The organism is Pseudomonas sp. S2_A10 (assembly GCF_054668465.1).
Window position 1 is genome coordinate 3,202,162 of record NZ_CP162773.1, and the last position, 17,107, is coordinate 3,219,268.

The 17,107-nt window shown below is 59.2% G+C and carries 16 protein-coding genes; 13 read left to right on the plus strand and 3 right to left on the minus strand.

The window, feature by feature from the left end:
• The first annotated feature begins 7 nt into the window (after positions 1-7).
• From AB4N41_RS14315 to ispD, 5 genes are all read left to right on the plus strand, one after another.
• Positions 8-1,639, plus strand: a complete 1,632-nt coding sequence (locus tag AB4N41_RS14315; RefSeq protein ID WP_076566135.1) for a CTP synthase — start codon at positions 8-10, stop codon at positions 1,637-1,639.
• 4 nt (positions 1,640-1,643) lie between these two features.
• Complete coding sequence (gene kdsA, locus AB4N41_RS14320; RefSeq protein ID WP_007954807.1) at positions 1,644-2,489, plus strand: 3-deoxy-8-phosphooctulonate synthase; 846 nt, start codon at positions 1,644-1,646, stop codon at positions 2,487-2,489.
• Between the two features lie 155 nt (positions 2,490-2,644).
• A complete protein-coding gene (gene eno, locus AB4N41_RS14325; protein WP_041478121.1) occupies positions 2,645-3,934 on the plus strand; it encodes a phosphopyruvate hydratase in 1,290 nt (429 codons plus the stop codon).
• Positions 3,935-4,103: 169 nt separating this feature from the next.
• The gene (gene ftsB / locus AB4N41_RS14330; RefSeq protein ID WP_016771460.1) at positions 4,104-4,382 is read left to right on the plus strand and encodes a cell division protein FtsB; all 279 of its coding nucleotides are present in this window, start codon (positions 4,104-4,106) and stop codon (positions 4,380-4,382) included.
• The gene (gene ispD / locus AB4N41_RS14335) at positions 4,379-5,086 is read left to right on the plus strand and encodes a 2-C-methyl-D-erythritol 4-phosphate cytidylyltransferase (protein ID WP_150636327.1); all 708 of its coding nucleotides are present in this window, start codon (positions 4,379-4,381) and stop codon (positions 5,084-5,086) included. Before ftsB ends, ispD begins: the two co-directional genes overlap by 4 nt.
• A gap of 132 nt (positions 5,087-5,218) precedes the next feature.
• Here the strand turns inward: ispD and AB4N41_RS14340 are convergent, their stop codons facing one another.
• Complete coding sequence (locus AB4N41_RS14340; protein WP_056783227.1) at positions 5,219-6,115, minus strand: LysR family transcriptional regulator; 897 nt, start codon at positions 6,113-6,115, stop codon at positions 5,219-5,221.
• A gap of 116 nt (positions 6,116-6,231) precedes the next feature.
• On the opposite strand from AB4N41_RS14340, the gene AB4N41_RS14345 reads away from it, so the two are divergent.
• The 8 genes from AB4N41_RS14345 (at position 6,232) to rpoS (ending at position 13,456) form a co-directional block, all read left to right on the plus strand.
• Positions 6,232-7,344, plus strand: a complete 1,113-nt coding sequence (locus AB4N41_RS14345; protein ID WP_007908835.1) for an S-(hydroxymethyl)glutathione dehydrogenase/class III alcohol dehydrogenase — start codon at positions 6,232-6,234, stop codon at positions 7,342-7,344.
• An 88-nt stretch (positions 7,345-7,432) separates the two neighbouring features.
• A complete protein-coding gene (fghA, locus tag AB4N41_RS14350) occupies positions 7,433-8,278 on the plus strand; it encodes an S-formylglutathione hydrolase (protein ID WP_252877525.1) in 846 nt (281 codons plus the stop codon).
• A 43-nt stretch (positions 8,279-8,321) separates the two neighbouring features.
• Positions 8,322-8,795, plus strand: a complete 474-nt coding sequence (gene ispF, locus AB4N41_RS14355) for a 2-C-methyl-D-erythritol 2,4-cyclodiphosphate synthase (protein WP_016771456.1) — start codon at positions 8,322-8,324, stop codon at positions 8,793-8,795.
• Positions 8,792-9,850 carry a tRNA pseudouridine(13) synthase TruD gene (truD, locus tag AB4N41_RS14360; RefSeq protein WP_252877526.1) on the plus strand — a complete coding sequence of 353 codons (1,059 nt, stop codon included), beginning with the start codon at positions 8,792-8,794 and terminating at the stop codon, positions 9,848-9,850. Before ispF ends, truD begins: the two co-directional genes overlap by 4 nt.
• A complete protein-coding gene (gene surE / locus AB4N41_RS14365; protein ID WP_024011837.1) occupies positions 9,838-10,587 on the plus strand; it encodes a 5'/3'-nucleotidase SurE in 750 nt (249 codons plus the stop codon). Before truD ends, surE begins: the two co-directional genes overlap by 13 nt.
• A 38-nt stretch (positions 10,588-10,625) precedes the next feature.
• Positions 10,626-11,261 carry a protein-L-isoaspartate(D-aspartate) O-methyltransferase gene (locus AB4N41_RS14370; RefSeq protein ID WP_160768345.1) on the plus strand — a complete coding sequence of 212 codons (636 nt, stop codon included), beginning with the start codon at positions 10,626-10,628 and terminating at the stop codon, positions 11,259-11,261.
• 211 nt (positions 11,262-11,472) lie between these two features.
• On the plus strand, positions 11,473-12,342 hold the full coding sequence (locus AB4N41_RS14375) for a peptidoglycan DD-metalloendopeptidase family protein (protein WP_041478115.1): 870 nt from the start codon (positions 11,473-11,475) through the stop codon (positions 12,340-12,342).
• 106 nt (positions 12,343-12,448) lie between these two features.
• On the plus strand, positions 12,449-13,456 hold the full coding sequence (rpoS, locus tag AB4N41_RS14380) for an RNA polymerase sigma factor RpoS (RefSeq protein WP_016771451.1): 1,008 nt from the start codon (positions 12,449-12,451) through the stop codon (positions 13,454-13,456).
• A 528-nt stretch (positions 13,457-13,984) separates the two neighbouring features.
• On the opposite strand, the gene fdxA is transcribed toward rpoS, so the two are convergent.
• The gene (fdxA, locus tag AB4N41_RS14385) at positions 13,985-14,308 is read right to left on the minus strand and encodes a ferredoxin FdxA (protein ID WP_217879413.1); all 324 of its coding nucleotides are present in this window, start codon (positions 14,306-14,308) and stop codon (positions 13,985-13,987) included.
• A gap of 163 nt (positions 14,309-14,471) precedes the next feature.
• Positions 14,472-17,054: a DNA mismatch repair protein MutS gene (gene mutS, locus AB4N41_RS14390; RefSeq protein WP_460137840.1), complete on the minus strand. Its 2,583-nt coding sequence runs from the start codon at positions 17,052-17,054 to the stop codon at positions 14,472-14,474.
• Between the last annotated feature and the right edge of the window lie 53 nt (positions 17,055-17,107).

Here is a 17,107-nt window from a genome sequence, read left to right on the forward strand (position 1 = left end):
GTTTTTCATGACGCGCTACATATTCGTCACGGGCGGTGTTGTTTCTTCATTGGGGAAAGGCATTGCCTCGGCTTCATTGGCGGCTATCCTGGAGGCGCGGGGGCTTAAGGTCACCATGCTGAAGCTGGATCCGTACATCAACGTCGATCCAGGCACCATGAGTCCGTTCCAGCACGGTGAAGTGTTCGTCACCCACGACGGCGCCGAGACCGATCTGGATCTGGGGCACTACGAGCGGTTCATCCGCACGACCATGACCCAGAACAACAACTTCACCACCGGCCGTGTCTACGAGCACGTGCTGCGCAAAGAGCGCCGTGGCGACTACCTGGGTGCAACCATCCAGGTGATCCCGCACATCACCGACGAAATCAAACGTCGCATCATCAAAGGTGCCGGTGACGCTGACGTGGCGATGGTTGAAATCGGTGGCACCGTCGGTGACATCGAGTCGCAACCATTCCTCGAAGCCATCCGCCAGTTGCGTTTCGAAGTCGGCGCCAAGCGCGCGATGCTGATGCACCTGACGCTGGTGCCGTACATCGCCACCGCTGGCGAAACCAAGACCAAACCGACCCAGCACTCCGTCAAGGAACTGCGCTCGATCGGTCTGCAGCCAGACGTGCTGGTGTGCCGCTCCGATCACCCGATCGATGTGTCCTCGCGTCGCAAGATCGCGCAATTCACCAACGTTGAAGAGCGTGCGGTAATCGCGCTGGAAGACGCCGATACCATCTACAAGATCCCGGGCATCCTGCACTCGCAGGGCCTGGACGATTTCGTCGTCGAGCGGTTCGGTCTGCAGTGCGGCAGCGCCGATCTGTCCGAGTGGGACGCAGTGGTCGATGCCAAGCTGAACCCGGAACACGAAGTGACCATCGCCATGGTCGGCAAGTACATGGAACTGCTCGACGCGTACAAGTCGCTGATCGAAGCGATGAGTCATGCTGGCATCAGCAACCGCACCAAGGTCAACCTGCGCTACATCGATTCCGAAGACATCGAGAACCAGGGCACTGCGCTGCTCGAAGGTGTTGATGCGATTCTGGTGCCGGGCGGCTTCGGTCTGCGTGGCGTTGAAGGCAAGATCACCGCTGTTCAGTACGCTCGCGAAAACAAGGTTCCGTACCTCGGCATCTGCCTCGGCATGCAAGTGGCGGTCATCGAATTCGCCCGTAACGTACTGGGCTGGAAAGACGCCAACTCCACCGAGTTCGATCGTGCCAGCGGCCATCCGGTTGTCGGTCTGATCACCGAGTGGGAAGACGCCACCGGTGCTGTCGAAGTGCGTACCGAAGCGTCCGATCTGGGCGGCACCATGCGCCTCGGCGCTCAGGAATGCCTGCTCGAGCCGGGCTCCAAAGTGCACGATTGCTACGGCAAGGATGTGATCGTCGAGCGTCACCGTCATCGTTACGAAGTGAACAACAACCTGCTGCCGCAGATCATCGAAGCCGGCCTGAAGATTTCCGGTCGCTCCGCCGATGCTGCGCTGGTCGAAGTGGTTGAAGCGCCGGATCATCCATGGTTCGTCGCCTGCCAGTTCCACCCTGAGTTCACCTCGACCCCACGCGACGGCCATCCGCTGTTCAGCGGTTTCGTCAAAGCCGCGTTGGCTCAACACCAGAAGAAGGCGTAACCCGATGGCACAGAAGATCATCCGCGTCGGCGACATCGAGATTGCCAACGACAAACCCATGGTGCTGTTCGGCGGCATGAACGTGCTGGAAAGCCGTGACATGGCCATGCAGGTTTGCGAAGAGTACGTGAAGGTCACCGAAAAACTCGGTATCCCTTACGTGTTCAAGGCCAGCTTCGACAAGGCCAACCGTTCTTCTGTGACTTCGTATCGCGGTCCTGGCCTGGAAGAGGGCATGCGCATCTTCCAGGACATCAAGCAAGCCTTCGGCGTGCCGATCATCACCGACGTCCACGAGCCGGATCAGGCTGCGGTCGTCGCTGAGGTCTGCGACATCATTCAGCTGCCGGCCTTCCTGTCGCGCCAGACCGATCTGGTTGTCGCGATGGCCAAGACCAATGCCGTGATCAACATCAAAAAAGCCCAGTTCCTCGCGCCTCAGGAAATGAAACACATCCTGAACAAGTGCGTGGAAGCGGGTAACGATCAGTTGATCCTCTGCGAGCGTGGTTCGAGCTTCGGCTACAACAATCTCGTGGTCGACATGCTCGGCTTCGGCATCATGAAGCAGTTCGAATACCCGGTGTTCTTCGACGTGACCCACTCGTTGCAAATGCCTGGCGGTCGTTCCGACTCCGCCGGCGGTCGCCGCGCGCAGGTCACCGATCTGGCCAAGGCCGGCATGAGCCAGTCGCTGGCGGGTCTGTTCCTCGAAGCGCATCCGGATCCGGACAACGCCAAATGCGACGGCCCTTGCGCCTTGCGTCTGGACAAACTGGAGCCATTCCTGGCCCAGCTCAAGGCTCTGGACGAACTGGTGAAGAGTTTTCCGACGGTAGAAACCGCGTAACGCTCGATTCTCCGGTAAAGTACCGCACGATTTGTCGCTCATGCCCTCGGGCGTGAGCGTTGTCGTCTGCAAGTCTGCCCGCTGTACTTCGCTTGCCGACGATAAAGATTTCCTCTAGCTGCGTCGTTTTCGTCAACTTTGGAGTGTTTACAACAATGGCAAAAATCGTCGACATCAAAGGTCGTGAAGTTCTCGACTCCCGTGGCAATCCCACCGTGGAAGCGGACGTGCTTCTCGACAACGGCATCATCGGCAGCGCCTGCGCGCCGTCCGGTGCATCCACTGGCTCGCGTGAAGCGCTCGAGCTGCGTGATGGCGACAAGAGCCGTTACCTGGGCAAGGGCGTGCTCAAGGCGGTAGCCAACATCAACGGTCCGATCCGCGATCTGCTGCTGGGCACCGACCCGAGCGACCAGAAAGCCCTCGACCAAGCGATGATCAAGCTCGACGGTACCGAAAACAAAGCGACCCTGGGCGCCAACGCCATCCTCGCCGTGTCCCTGGCTGCGGCCAAGGCTGCTGCGCAGGATCAGGATCTGCCGCTGTACGCACACATCGCCAACCTCAACGGCACCCCGGGTGTGTACTCGATGCCGGTGCCGATGATGAACATCATCAACGGTGGCGAGCACGCCGATAACAACGTCGACATCCAGGAATTCATGGTGCAGCCAGTCGGCGCCAAGTCTTTCTCGGAAGGTCTGCGCATGGGTACCGAGATTTTCCATCACTTGAAAGCTGTGCTGAAGGCTCGTGGTCTGAGCACTGCCGTTGGCGACGAAGGCGGTTTCGCGCCGAATCTGGCGTCCAACGAAGATGCGCTGAAAGTGATCTCCGAAGCCGTGGCCAATGCCGGTTACAAGCTGGGCACCGACGTGACCCTGGCGCTGGACTGCGCGGCCAGCGAATTCTACGAAGACGGCAAGTACAACCTGTCCGGCGAAGGCCAGGTGTTCACCGCCGAAGGTTTCGCTGACTACCTCAAAGGTCTGACTGAACGTTACCCGATCATCTCGATCGAAGACGGTCTGGACGAGTCCGACTGGGCTGGCTGGAAGATCCTCACCGACAAGATCGGCGAGAAGACCCAGCTGGTGGGCGACGACCTGTTCGTGACCAACACCAAGATCCTGAAAGAAGGCATCGATAAAAAGATCGCCAACTCGATCCTGATCAAGTTCAACCAGATCGGCACCCTGACCGAAACCCTGGAAGCCATCCAGATGGCCAAGGCTGCCGGCTACACCGCCGTGATCTCGCACCGCTCCGGCGAAACCGAAGATTCGACCATTGCCGACCTGGCTGTGGGCACCTCGGCTGGCCAGATCAAGACCGGTTCGCTGTGCCGCTCCGACCGCGTTTCCAAGTACAACCAACTGCTGCGTATCGAAGAGCAGTTGAACGGCAAGGCCAAGTACAACGGCCGTGCCGAGTTCCGCGGTTAAGCGCAACCTGATCAAAGGACACCGGATTGTGTCGGAAAAGTCGTGACAGCGATGGATTTGCCACTAATCTGATGCCTTAAGCACAAGCCTGGATTTTTCCAGGCTTCGTGCTATCAGATGCTGCAACATTATGCGTGGCTGTCTTTTTTCACTGGATACCTGATATTCGATGCGCAGTCCTTACTGGTTGTTTCTTGTTTTGCTCTTGCTGCTGGCCGGTCTGCAGTACCGCCTGTGGGTGGGCAATGGCAGTCTGGCGCAGGTCGCCGAGCTGAAACAGCAGATCGCCGAACAACATGCCGAGAACGAAGGCCTGTTGGAGCGCAACCGGGTGATGGACGCGGAAGTCAGCGAATTGAAAAAAGGCATGGAGACCGTTGAAGAGCGGGCTCGTCACGAACTGGGCATGGTCAAGGACGGCGAAACCCTTTACCAGTTGGCCCAATGATCGATTCCCTGCCGGCCTTCTGGGCCGTGATTCCTGCCGCGGGCGTCGGTGCCCGAATGGCCGCGGACCGTCCCAAGCAATATCTGCAACTGGGCGGGCGCACAATTCTCGAACACAGCCTCGGCTGTTTCCTCGATCACCCGAGCCTTAAGGGCCTGGTGGTCAGTCTTGCTGTTGACGATCCCTATTGGCCGAATCTGGCTTGCGTCAGCGATCCACGCATTCAGCGGGTCGGCGGCGGGGCGGAGCGTTCTGCTTCGGTGCTCAATGCCTTGCTGCATCTGCATGCGCAAGGTGCCGACGATGACGATTGGGTGCTGGTGCACGATGCGGCCCGGCCAAATCTGAGTCGCGATGATCTCGACAAGTTGCTTGCCGAACTCGCGGATGACCCGGTCGGTGGTCTGTTGGCGGTGCCCGCTCGCGACACGCTCAAACGCATTGATAAAAACGGTCGTGTGGTTGAAACGGTGGACCGCAGTGTGATCTGGCAGGCGTATACGCCGCAGATGTTTCGCCTCGGCGCGTTGCATCGAGCGTTGGCCGATAGCCTGGTTGCGGATGCCGTGATCACCGATGAAGCTTCTGCGATGGAATGGGCCGGTCTGGCACCGCGTCTGATCGAAGGGCGGGCGGATAACCTCAAGGTGACCCGGCCGGAAGATCTGGAGTGGTTGCGCCAGCGTTGGGCGAATCGCCGCTGAGATTTGGGGTCGCTGTGGCATTGCCTTCGCGAGCAGGCTCGCTCCCACAGAGGGAATGCATTCAGCTGTCGAACTCGGTCAATTGTGGGAGCGAGCCTGCTCGCGAAAACGGTCGCACAGGCAACCAATAACTCAAAGTTTGTACTCCGGCCTTTCAGCCAGTCCCACCTTCAAATAATCCACCAACTTGCGCACCTTCGGCGACAGATGCCGCTGCTGCGGATACAACGCCCACACCGCCGTATTCGGCGGCTGATGCGCCTCCAGCAAGGAAATCAGCGCGCCACTGTGCAGATGCTCGAGCACGTAATAGTCCGGCAACTGACACAACCCGACGCCCTGAAGCGCCGCATCCAGCACCGCTTGCCCACTATTGCAACGCCAGTTGCCTTGCACCCGCTGGGAAAATTCCCTGCCGTTCTGTTCCAGTTGCCATATATCCGAACTGCCGATCAGGCAATTGTGTCGACTCAACTCCGACAAACTGTGTGGGCGTCCGTACCGTTCCAGGTAGGACGGCGATGCGCACAGGTACATTCTCCGTGGTGCCAGACGTGTCGCGACCAAGCGCGAATCCTGTAACCGACCCAGACGGATCGCCAGGTCCAGCCCTTCATGCACCAGATCCAGTTGGCGATTGCTCAGCTCTATATCGATGCGCAACTGCGGGTACAGCCCCATGAAGCGAGTCACCAGCGGCACGATAAAACGTTCGCCGTAGGCCACCGCGCAGGTCATGCGCAGCATGCCTTTCGGTTCGCTGGTCAGATCACCTACCGCGCGCAAGGCTTCTTCGCGACCGTCCTGCAGGCGCTGGCAATGCTGCAGAAAAGTCTGCCCGGCTTCGGTCAACGTAACTCGCCGGGTGCTGCGGTAGAGCAGTCGCGTCTGCAGACGCTCTTCGAGCCGTACGATTTGTCGACTGATGTGTGAGGAAGAAACCCCAAGACGCTCGGCAGCGGCGGTGAATTGATTGCATTCGGCGACGGCAACGAACTCATCGATGCCTTCCCAGCGGTTTTCCGACACTTGGATTATCCCTGTATGGCAATAATGTTTTGCTTTGGTCCGGATTATTCCTCAGGACGCGCTGAACTACACTGTCTGTCTGCTTTTTTATTTATTGGGTTCACTGGAGAGTCAGCATGATCAAGTCGCGCGCCGCCGTTGCCTTCGAGGCCAAGAAGCCGCTGGAAATCGTAGAAGTCGATGTCGCCATGCCCAAGGCCGGTGAAGTATTGCTGCGCGTCGTCGCTTCCGGGGTTTGCCACACCGATGCCTACACCTTGTCCGGCGCAGACCCGGAAGGCATCTTCCCGTCGATCCTCGGCCATGAAGGTGGCGCCATCGTTGAAGCGATCGGCGAAGGCGTGACTTCGGTCGCCGTCGGCGATCACGTCATTCCGCTGTACACCCCGGAATGCGGCCAGTGCAAATTCTGCAAGTCGGGCAAGACCAACCTCTGCCAGGCGATTCGCGCCACCCAAGGCAAGGGCCTGATGCCGGATGGCACTTCGCGCTTTTCCTACAAGGGCGAAACGATTTTCCACTACATGGGCACTTCGACGTTTTCGGAGTACACCGTACTGCCGGAAATTTCCGTAGCGAAGATCTCCAAAGACGCGCCGCTGGAAAAGGTCTGCCTGCTCGGTTGCGGCGTCACCACCGGTATCGGCGCCGTGCTCAACACCGCCAAGGTCAAGCCGGGTGACACCGTGGCCATCTTCGGTCTCGGCGGTATCGGCTTGTCGGCCGTGATCGGCGCGGTGAAAGCCAAGGCTGCGCGGATCATCGCCATCGACATCAATCCAGCCAAGTTCGAAATCGCCAAACAACTCGGTGCCACCGATTGCGTGAATCCGAAAGACTTTGATCGTCCGATCCAGGAAGTAATCGTCGACATGACCGATGGCGGCGTCGACTTCTCCTTCGAGTGCATCGGCAATGTGCAACTGATGCGCGCCGCGCTTGAGTGCTGCCACAAAGGCTGGGGCGAGTCGGTCATCATCGGTGTCGCCGGTGCCGGCCAGGAAATCGCTACCCGTCCGTTCCAGTTGGTCACCGGTCGCGTCTGGCGCGGTTCGGCGTTCGGCGGCGTGCGTGGCCGTACTGAATTGCCAAGCTACGTCGACATGGCCCAGAGCGGCGAAATCCCGCTGGATACCTTCATCACCCACACCATGGGCCTGGAAGATATCAACAAGGCGTTCGACCTGATGCACGAAGGCAAGAGCATCCGCACAGTCATTCATTTCTAAGGAGCAGCGGCAAGCTACAAGCCACAAGCTGCAAGCAGGCGCAATTCCCTCTTGCAGCTTGAAGCTCGCATCTTGCGGCTGAAGTGCTATGAATCTGGAAAACATTTCCTGTCAGAAGAGTTTTGGTGGCTGGCACAAGCGTTATCGCCATCGCTCCGAAGTGCTTGATTGCGACATGGTCTTTGCCGTGTACCTGCCGCCACAAGCGGAGCAGGGCGGCAAGCTGCCGGTGTTGTACTGGTTGTCAGGCCTGACCTGCACCGATGAGAACTTCATGCAGAAGGCCGGTGCGATGCGCATGGCTGCCGAGCTCGGGTTGATCATCGTCGCCCCGGATACCAGTCCGCGTGGCGCGGATGTCCCGGATGATGCCGACAAAGCTTGGGATTTCGGTCTCGGCGCCGGGTTTTATCTGAACGCCACGCAGGAACCGTGGGCGCGGCACTATCAGATGCATGACTATGTCGTGCAGGAATTGCCTGCTCTGGTCGAAGCGCATTTCCCCGCTTCCGACAAACGCAGTATCAGCGGTCACTCCATGGGCGGCCACGGCGCATTGGTCTGCGCGCTGCGCAATCCCGGGCGTTTTCAGTCAGTGTCGGCGTTCTCGCCGATTACCCATCCAATCGATTGCCCGTGGGGTCAGAAGGCCTTTTCCAACTATTTGGGCGAAGACCGTTCGAAGTGGAAGGAGTGGGACGCCTGTGTGCTGATCGCGGAGGCGACGGAGAAGTTGCCGTTGCTGGTCGATCAAGGTGATCGTGACGATTTCCTCGCCACGCAATTGAAACCCGAGGCCCTGCAACACGCCGCAAAACAAGCGGGGCATCCGCTGGAGCTGCGCCTGCAACCGGGCTACGACCACAGCTATTTCTTCATCTCAAGCTTCATTGACGACCACTTGCAGCATCACGCACGCGCTCTGCGCGATTAATGCAGGTAGAATCACGCCCTGACAAAAATCGGGGCGTTTTTTTATGCGTATTGGCCACGGCTACGATGTGCACCGTTTCGCTGAAGGCGATTTCATTACTCTGGGCGGCGTGCAGATTGCACACAGCTTCGGGCTGCTCGCTCATTCCGACGGTGACGTCCTGCTGCACGCCTTGAGCGATGCCTTGCTCGGCGCGGCGGCGCTGGGTGATATCGGTAAACACTTCCCGGACACCGATCCGCAATTCAAGGGCGCCGACAGCCGTGTGCTGTTGCGTCATGTGGTCAGTCTGATCCACGCCAAGGGCTGGAAAGTCGGCAACGTCGACAACACCATCGTTGCCCAGGCGCCAAAAATGGCGCCGCATATCGAATCGATGCGCGCGCTGATCGCGGCGGATCTTCAAGTTGAGTTGGATCAAGTGAACGTCAAAGCTACCACCACCGAAAAGCTTGGCTTTGTCGGTCGCGAAGAAGGCATCGCCGTGCACTCCGTTGCCTTGTTGCTGCGCGCATGAATGAACTGCAATTACTCGGCCCACGGGCCTATGGCGAACCCCTCGGCACAGCGGTACTGAAAGCCATCGCCGAAGATTTCCAGGTCGATGAAGTGCTGGATATCCCCTTCAGCGGTGACGGCGAACACCTGTGGATCTGGGTGGAAAAGCGCGGCCTCAATACCGAAGAAGCGGCGCGGCGTATCGCCAAGGCAGCCGGCGTACCGTTGCGTACCGTCAGCTATGCCGGGCTGAAGGACCGTCAGGCCCTGACCAGACAGTGGTTCAGCGTGCAGTTGCCGGGCAAGGCCGATCCGGATCTGTCGGCCGCGGAAAACGACACGCTGAAGATCCTCAAGACCACGCGCCACAAGCGCAAGCTGCAACGCGGTGCGCATTCGGCCAACGGCTTCACCCTGCGCCTGACGCAATTCAATGGCGACAAAGACGCGATTGAACAACGCCTGCAACTGATCGCCAGACAAGGCATCCCCAACTATTTCGGCGCCCAGCGCTTCGGCCATGACGGCGGCAACGTTGTCGATGCGCGGGCGTGGGCGGCGCGCAAGGCTTTGCCGGAACAGCGCAATGTGCGTTCGCGTTTGCTGTCGACGGCGCGTAGCTTTCTGTTCAACCAGATGCTGGCGGCGCGCGTCGCCGATGGCACCTGGAACACCGCACTGGTGGGCGATCTGTTGGCCTTTACTGACAGCCGCAGCTTTTTCCCGGCCGGCGAAGCCGAATGCAGCGACCCGCGTCTGGCGATTCTCGACCTGCACCCGACCGGTCCGCAGTGGGGCGAAGGTGACTCGCCCACCGCTGGCGCAGTCCATGAACTGGAGCAGGCGATCGCCGCCCGCGAAGCGGATCTGCGCGACTGGTTGATCCACGCCGGCATGAGCCATGAACGTCGCATCCTGCGGCTGCCCATTGGCGGGTTGACGTGGCATTATCCCCAACCTGACATTCTGCAACTGGAATTCGTCCTCCCGGCCGGATGCTTTGCCACCGTATTGGTGCGCGAGCTCGTTGATCTGGTGCCGGTGGGGCAGACGGACAGCCCATGCGTATTCTGATTTCTAACGACGATGGGGTAACCGCGCCCGGTCTCGCCGCGCTTTATGCTGCGCTGGCGGATTACACCGAATGCGTGGTTATCGCCCCGGAGCAGGACAAAAGCGGCGCCAGCAGTTCGCTGACGCTCGACCGTCCGCTGCACCCGCAATACCTGGCCAACGGCTTTATCAGCCTCAACGGCACACCGACCGATTGCATTCACCTGGGCCTTAACGGCTTGCTTGAGCGCGAAGCGGACATGGTGGTATCCGGCATTAATCTGGGCGCCAATCTTGGTGACGACGTGCTGTATTCCGGAACCGTGGCGGCAGCGCTGGAAGGACGATTTCTCGAGCGCCCATCTTTTGCCTTCTCACTGGTTTCGCGTCAGGTGGACAATCTGCCGACTGCGGCCTACTTTGCGCGCAAACTGGTCGAGGCCCACGCCGGGCTGGATCTGCCACCGCGCACGGTGCTCAACGTGAACATCCCCAATCTGCCCATCGATCACATCCGTGGCATTCAGTTGACCCGCCTCGGCCATCGCGCCCGCGCGGCGGCGCCGATGAAAGTGGTCGATCCGCGCGGCAAGGCCGGTTACTGGATCGCCGCTGCCGGCGACGCTGAAGACGGCGGCCCGGGCACCGATTTTCATGCCGTGATGCAGGGTTATGTGTCCATCACGCCGTTGCAGCTCGATCGCACCTTCAATGATGCCTTCAGAAGTCTCGATGGCTGGCTGGGAGGGCTGAGCTGATGCGTGAACATGACGACCGTCTGCGCAGCGGCATAGGCATGACCTCCCAACGTACGCGCGAGCGACTGATCCAGCGGCTGTATGAAGAAGGCGTATCGAACGCCAAAGTCCTGGAAGTGATCCGCCGCACGCCGCGTCATCTGTTTGTCGACGAGGCGCTGGCGCACCGCGCTTACGAAGACACCGCGCTGCCGATCGGCAACAACCAGACCATCTCCCAGCCTTATATGGTGGCGCGCATGAGCGAGCTGCTGCTGGAGGCCGGCCCGCTGGATAAAGTGTTGGAGATCGGCACCGGTTCCGGCTACCAGACGGCGGTGTTGTCGCAACTGGTTGAACGGGTGTTTTCCGTCGAGCGCATCAAGGTGTTGCAGGATCGCGCCAAGGAGCGTCTGGTCGAGCTGAACCTGCGCAACGTGGTATTTCGCTGGGGCGATGGCTGGGAAGGCTGGCCGGCGCTGGCGCCCTACAACGGCATCATCGTCACCGCCGTTGCCACCGATGTACCGCAAGCTTTGCTCGATCAACTGGCCCCCGGTGGGCGCATGGTGATTCCGGTCGGCTCCGGTGAAGTGCAACAACTGATGCTGATCGTGCGCGAAGAACATGGCTTTTCCCGACACGTTTTGGGCGCTGTGCGTTTCGTGCCTTTGCTCAATGGGCCACTGGCCTGAGCAATTGCGAGCAGGCGCTGAATTCCTTTCAACGGCGCCGGTCTTACACCGGCAGCCAGAGTTTAAACGCAGCGTACTTGCCCCTGGCAAACGTGTGCGTCCAGTGATTTCGCTTCATTAAAGGTAAAGCCGTTTCGGCCCGTTATACTTGCGACACTTCATGCCGCAGTGCGGCATTCAGAATTTTCAGCCACCACAAAGGGAGCGGCGGGTGAGTCTCACAGTCATTGCGCAGCGTATGGGTAACACGAGCTTTCAGCGCCTGGTGACTGGCCTTGTCTTGAGCACCTTGCTGGTCGGTTGCTCCAGCACCAAATCGAGCAACGTGCGCGTTGTTGATCGCAACAATGCGGTGGCGCAACGTCCTACCGTTACCACCGGGCAATATGTAGTCCGTCCCGGCGATACCTTGTTTTCGATCGCCTTTCGTTACGGCTGGGACTACAAAACCCTCGCCGCCCGGAACAATATTCCTACGCCGTATACGATCCATCCGGGTCAGACAATTCGCTTCGACGGGCGCAGCGGTTCAACGCCGACAGCGGTGGTGAGCAACTCCAGTTCTTCACCTTCTTCGTCGAGTAAAACCACGGTAATCCGGCGCCAGGCGAATGGCACCACAACCACTACAACCACCGGTTCCAAAGGGGTTGTACCGTCCGTCGCGAGCAAACCTGCACCCGCTCCACTGCCTCCGGCAGGCCCGGCCCCGACCGGCTGGGGATGGCCATCTAATGGCGTTCTGATTGGAAAATTCTCTTCAAACGGTAGTTTGAATAAAGGAATTGATATCGCCGGAGATTTGGGACAGCCTGTTTTAGCTGCGTCTGATGGGACGGTCGTATACGCCGGGAGTGGCTTAAGGGGCTACGGCGAATTGGTCATCATCAAACACAGCGAAACCTACGTCAGTGCTTACGGACATAACCGCAGGCTGTTGGTTCGGGAGGGGCAGCAGGTCAAGGTCGGACAGACAATTGCCGAAATGGGGTCAACGGGTACAGACCGGGTGAAACTGCATTTTGAGATTCGCCGCCAAGGTAAACCTGTGGATCCGCTGCAGTTCCTGCCAAGACGTTGATTTGAAGGCCAGCCTGTTCCGTCGCGTAGAGGGGACAGGCTCCAGCGTTGCCAAGGATAAAGGCGTCGCTTGAGCTTGGGGTCGAACTCACCAAAGGACTATAACAATGGCTCTCAGTAAAGAAGTGCCGGAGTTTGACATCGACGATGAGGTTCTCCTTATGGAGACCGGCATCGATTCGGATTCGATGTTGAATGATGAAGGGGCTGCTCCACCTTCCGTTCGTTCCAAATCCAGACACTCCGCCACACTCAAACAACATAAATACATCGACTACACTCGGGCACTTGATGCCACGCAGCTGTATCTCAACGAAATCGGCTTTTCCCCTCTGCTCTCCCCGGAAGAAGAAGTTCATTTTGCGCGCTTGTCGCAAAGTGGCGATCCTGCCGGGCGCAAGCGCATGATCGAAAGTAACCTGCGGCTGGTCGTCAAGATCGCCCGGCGTTACGTCAATCGGGGGCTGTCGCTGCTGGATCTGATCGAAGAGGGCAACCTCGGCCTGATCCGCGCGGTGGAAAAGTTCGATCCGGAGCGCGGCTTCCGCTTCTCGACCTACGCAACCTGGTGGATCCGTCAGACCATCGAGCGCGCGATCATGAATCAGACCCGGACCATCCGGCTGCCGATTCACGTGGTCAAGGAGCTCAACGTGTACCTGCGGGCCGCGCGGGAGCTGACGCAAAAACTCGACCACGAACCTTCACCCGAAGAAATCGCCAACCTGCTGGAAAAACCGGTGGGGGAGGTCAAGCGCATGCTCGGCCTCAACGAAAGGGTTTCTTCGGTCGACGTCTCGCTGGGTCCGGATTCGGATAAAACCCTGCTGGACACACTCACTGACGATCGTCCGACCGATCCGTGCGAACTGTTGCAGGACGATGATCTGTCGCAGAGCATCGATCAATGGCTGTCGGAGCTGACCGACAAGCAGCGCGAGGTGGTGATTCGCCGCTTCGGCCTGCGTGGTCACGAAAGCAGCACGCTGGAAGATGTCGGCCTGGAGATCGGCCTGACCCGCGAGCGGGTACGGCAGATTCAGGTGGAAGGGCTCAAGCGCCTTCGCGAAATCCTTGAAAAGAACGGCCTGTCGAGCGAGTCGCTGTTTCAATAAGCGCCTGATCGTCCGCCCGCAAAAAGCCCCGGCTGATTCGATCAGTCGGGGCTTTTTTGTTTTTCGCGTGCAGCAAATCGGGCTTTCGGCAGCCACCAGACAAGCGGTCGTCAATTTCTGAATTTGTAGTCTCGCACTGTAAGCCTTTGCTTACTGTGTCGTAAGTGTTCGTTATTTTTACACTTCGGTAGATGGCGATCGCGCTCACTTCCAGTGAGCAACCTTTTGATTCTGTTGATTATTTCGTAAATGTTATGTCCTTGTGACAGAGCGCGCGTACGCCGAGGGCCAATTGCTCGTCTCCAGAAACTCTCTAATATCTCAACTGTGTCGACGGACAGACACGCCCTTCACGGAAGAGGGGAACGGACATCGCAGGAGGCGATTCATCAGGACGATGAAAAGGAATACAGGGAATAGGGAAAAAATGTGGGCGGGTCATACCGCCCCTTTTTTCGTCTGCAGAAAAGCAGAATCTGCAAAAGCAAAAAGGCCCGCAAGGGGCCTTTCAGTCGAGCGCGGGGTAGATCAGCGTTCGAGGTGTTCGATCTTGTTCGGCTTGCCATCCCAATCAGCAGAATCTGGAAGCGGATCCTTGCGCTCGGTGATGTTCGGCCAGATATCCGCCAGCTCGGCATTGAGCTCGATGAAGTTTTCCATGCCGCTTGGGATCTCGTCTTCCGAGAAGATCGCCACAGCCGGGCATTCTGGTTCACACAGCGCGCAGTCGATGCACTCGTCCGGGTGAATCACCAGGAAGTTCGGGCCTTCGTAAAAGCAGTCCACCGGACAGACTTCTACGCAGTCGGTGTACTTGCACTTGATGCAGTTGTCGGTGACGACGAAGGTCATTTCTAATTTTCTCCTCAGGCGGCGGCAGCGTTGCCCCTTCACGGTTGGGGTCGCCAGGTTCGGGAGCGATACCTGCTGACCAGGCTATGAGCCAGCAGCATCCCGAACCGCGCGAGATTCTAACAGCTTGAAGCGAATTGCGTTATATCCGCTTCTTCAGTGCTTATATCCGGTTCTTCAGTGCATAGAGCATTTCCAGCGCTCGACGTGGCGTCATGTCGTCCAGATCCACTTTCGCCAATTCGTCCAGCACCGGATGTGGCAGTGAGGCGAACATGTCGCTTTGCTGCGGTGTCGACGGCTTGCCCTTGGCCGCCGGTTTCGGCGCCTCGTGGGGCAGGGCAGTGTCTTCCAGGCGACTCAGATGCTCGCGCGCGCGCAAGATCACTTCGCTCGGCACACCCGCCAGTTGCGCGACTGCCAAGCCATAGCTCTGGCTGGCAGGCCCAGGCAGAACATGGTGCAGGAACACGATCCGTTCGTTGTGCTCGGTCGCGTTGAGGTGGACGTTGGCCACCAACGGCTCGGCTTCCGGCAACACCGTCAGTTCGAAGTAGTGCGTAGCGAACAGCGTATAGGCACGCAGATGGGCCAAGCGCTCGGCCGCCGCCCATGCCAGCGACAGACCGTCAAAGGTGCTGGTACCGCGCCCGACTTCGTCCATCAGGACCAGACTGCGCTCGGTGGCGTTATGCAGGATGTTGGCGGTTTCGCTCATCTCGACCATGAAGGTCGAACGACCGCCGGCCAGATCATCGCTGGAACCGATGCGGGTAAAGATCCGGTCGACCAGCGACAACTCGCAACTGGCGGCCGGCACGAAACTGCCAATATGCGCTAGCAACACGATCAACGCGGTTTGCCGCATGTAAGTGGATTTACCGCCCATGTTCGGACCGGTGATGACCAGCATGCGCGTATTGTCATCCAGGCTCAGATCGTTGGCCACGAACGGCGTGGTCAGCACTTGCTCGACCACAGGGTGACGACCCTGGGTGATGCGCATGCACGGCTCGCTGACGAAACGCGGGCAATTGAGGTCGAGATTCAGCGCACGCTCGGCAAGGTTGCTCAGCACATCCAGTTCGGCCAATGCGCCGGCGGTGTCCTGCAGCGGTGGCAGCTGGCTGATCAAGTCTTCGAGCAGCGCCTCGTAAAGCATTTTTTCCCGGGCCAGCGCGCGGCTCTTGGCGGAAAGTGCCTTGTCTTCGAATTCTTTCAGCTCAGGTGTGATGAAGCGCTCGGCGCCTTTAAGCGTCTGCCGGCGGATATAGTCAGCCGGCGCCGATTCGGCCTGCTTGCTCGGCAGTTCGATGAAGTAGCCGTGGATACGGTTGTAGCCGACTTTGAGGTTGGCCAGACCAGTACGGGCTTTCTCCCGGGCTTCGAGATCAATGAGGAACTGGCCGGCGTTTTCGCTCAGTGATTGCAGTTCATCGAGTTCGCTGTCGTAACCGGTTTTCAGCACGCCGCCGTCGCGGATCACCGCAGGCGGGTTGTCGATAATGGCTTTTGCCAGCAGCGCCGCCAGTTCCGGATAGGTGCGCGTGGTGGCTGCCAGATGCTGCAGGTGCGGCGCTTCCAGATCGGTCATCGCCACTTGCAGTTCGGGCAGTGCGCCGAGAGCATCACGCAGACGCGCAAGGTCACGCGGCCGCGCATTGCGCAGACCGATACGCGCCAGAATCCGTTCGATATCGCCGATTTCCTTGAGCTGGGGTTGCAGCTTTTCGAAGCGGTAGCCGTCGAGCAGGCAGCGGATCGAGGTCTGACGCGCCAGCAACACGGTGAGATCGCGCAACGGCCGGTTCAGCCAACGAGTCAGCAAGCGGCTGCCCATGGCGGTCTGGCAGCGATCGACCACCGATTGCAGCGTGTTGTCGCGGCCACCGGCCAGATTGGTGTCGAGTTCCAGATTGCGCCGGCTGGCGCCGTCGAGCACCACGGTGTCATCGAGACGTTCGTGACGCAGGCTACGCAAATGGGGCAGGGCAGTGCGCTGGGTTTCCTTGGCGTAGGCCAACAGGCAGCCGGCAGCGCCAATGGCCAGGGTCAGGTTTTCGCAGCCAAAGCCTTTCAGGTCTTGAGTGGAAAATTGCTGACAGAGACTTTTCAGCGCCGAGTCACGCTCGAAATCCCACGGCGCGCGACGGCGTACGCCACGGCGTTTTTCCGCCGGCAAGTCTTTCGGCCAGTCATCAGGAATCAGCAATTCCACCGGGTTGACCCGCTCCAGTTCCGCCAGCAGGTTTTCCCAGCCTTTGATCTCGAGCACGGTGAAGTTGCCGCTGGTGATGTCCAGCACCGCCAGACCGAATAGACGCTCGTCGCCCAACACCGCTGCGATCAGGTTATCGCGGCGTTCGTCCAGCAGCGCCTCGTCACTGACTGTCCCCGGCGTGATGATCCGTACGACCTGGCGCTCCACCGGGCCTTTGCTGGTGGCCGGGTCGCCGACCTGCTCGCAAATCACCACCGACTCGCCGAGCTTGACCAGTTTCGCCAGGTAACCTTCCGCCGCATGGTAAGGAATCCCACACATCGGAATCGCCTGGCCCGCCGACTGCCCGCGCGCGGTCAGGGTGATGTCCAGCAATTTGGCGGCTTTCTTCGCATCTTCGTAGAAGATTTCGTAGAAATCGCCCATGCGATAGAACATCAGCTGGTCCGGGTGCTGATTCTTCAGGCGCCAGTATTGCTGCATCATCGGAGTGTGGGAGGACAGGTCGGAGACGGCTTTATTCATCGGATTGTCGGGCAACTCGTTAAAAGATGTAGGGCAAAGCGCGGGCAGTGGCC

Bases quoted from the DNA above. Each gene is read 5' to 3' on its own strand.
- truD (WP_252877526.1), top strand. From the start codon at position 8,792: ATGAATGAACTGCAATTACTCGGCCCACGGGCCTATGGCGAACCCCTC.
- fdxA (WP_217879413.1), bottom strand. From the start codon at position 14,308: ATGACCTTCGTCGTCACCGACAACTGCATCAAGTGCAAGTACACCGAC.
- ftsB (WP_016771460.1), top strand. From the start codon at position 4,104: ATGCGCAGTCCTTACTGGTTGTTTCTTGTTTTGCTCTTGCTGCTGGCC.
- eno (WP_041478121.1), top strand. From the start codon at position 2,645: ATGGCAAAAATCGTCGACATCAAAGGTCGTGAAGTTCTCGACTCCCGT.
- AB4N41_RS14345 (WP_007908835.1), top strand. From the start codon at position 6,232: ATGATCAAGTCGCGCGCCGCCGTTGCCTTCGAGGCCAAGAAGCCGCTG.
- AB4N41_RS14370 (WP_160768345.1), top strand. From the start codon at position 10,626: ATGACCTCCCAACGTACGCGCGAGCGACTGATCCAGCGGCTGTATGAA.
- AB4N41_RS14315 (WP_076566135.1), top strand. From the start codon at position 8: ATGACGCGCTACATATTCGTCACGGGCGGTGTTGTTTCTTCATTGGGG.
- surE (WP_024011837.1), top strand. From the start codon at position 9,838: ATGCGTATTCTGATTTCTAACGACGATGGGGTAACCGCGCCCGGTCTC.
- kdsA (WP_007954807.1), top strand. From the start codon at position 1,644: ATGGCACAGAAGATCATCCGCGTCGGCGACATCGAGATTGCCAACGAC.
- rpoS (WP_016771451.1), top strand. From the start codon at position 12,449: ATGGCTCTCAGTAAAGAAGTGCCGGAGTTTGACATCGACGATGAGGTT.
- ispD (WP_150636327.1), top strand. From the start codon at position 4,379: ATGATCGATTCCCTGCCGGCCTTCTGGGCCGTGATTCCTGCCGCGGGC.
- ispF (WP_016771456.1), top strand. From the start codon at position 8,322: ATGCGTATTGGCCACGGCTACGATGTGCACCGTTTCGCTGAAGGCGAT.
- mutS (WP_460137840.1), bottom strand. From the start codon at position 17,054: ATGAATAAAGCCGTCTCCGACCTGTCCTCCCACACTCCGATGATGCAG.
- fghA (WP_252877525.1), top strand. From the start codon at position 7,433: ATGAATCTGGAAAACATTTCCTGTCAGAAGAGTTTTGGTGGCTGGCAC.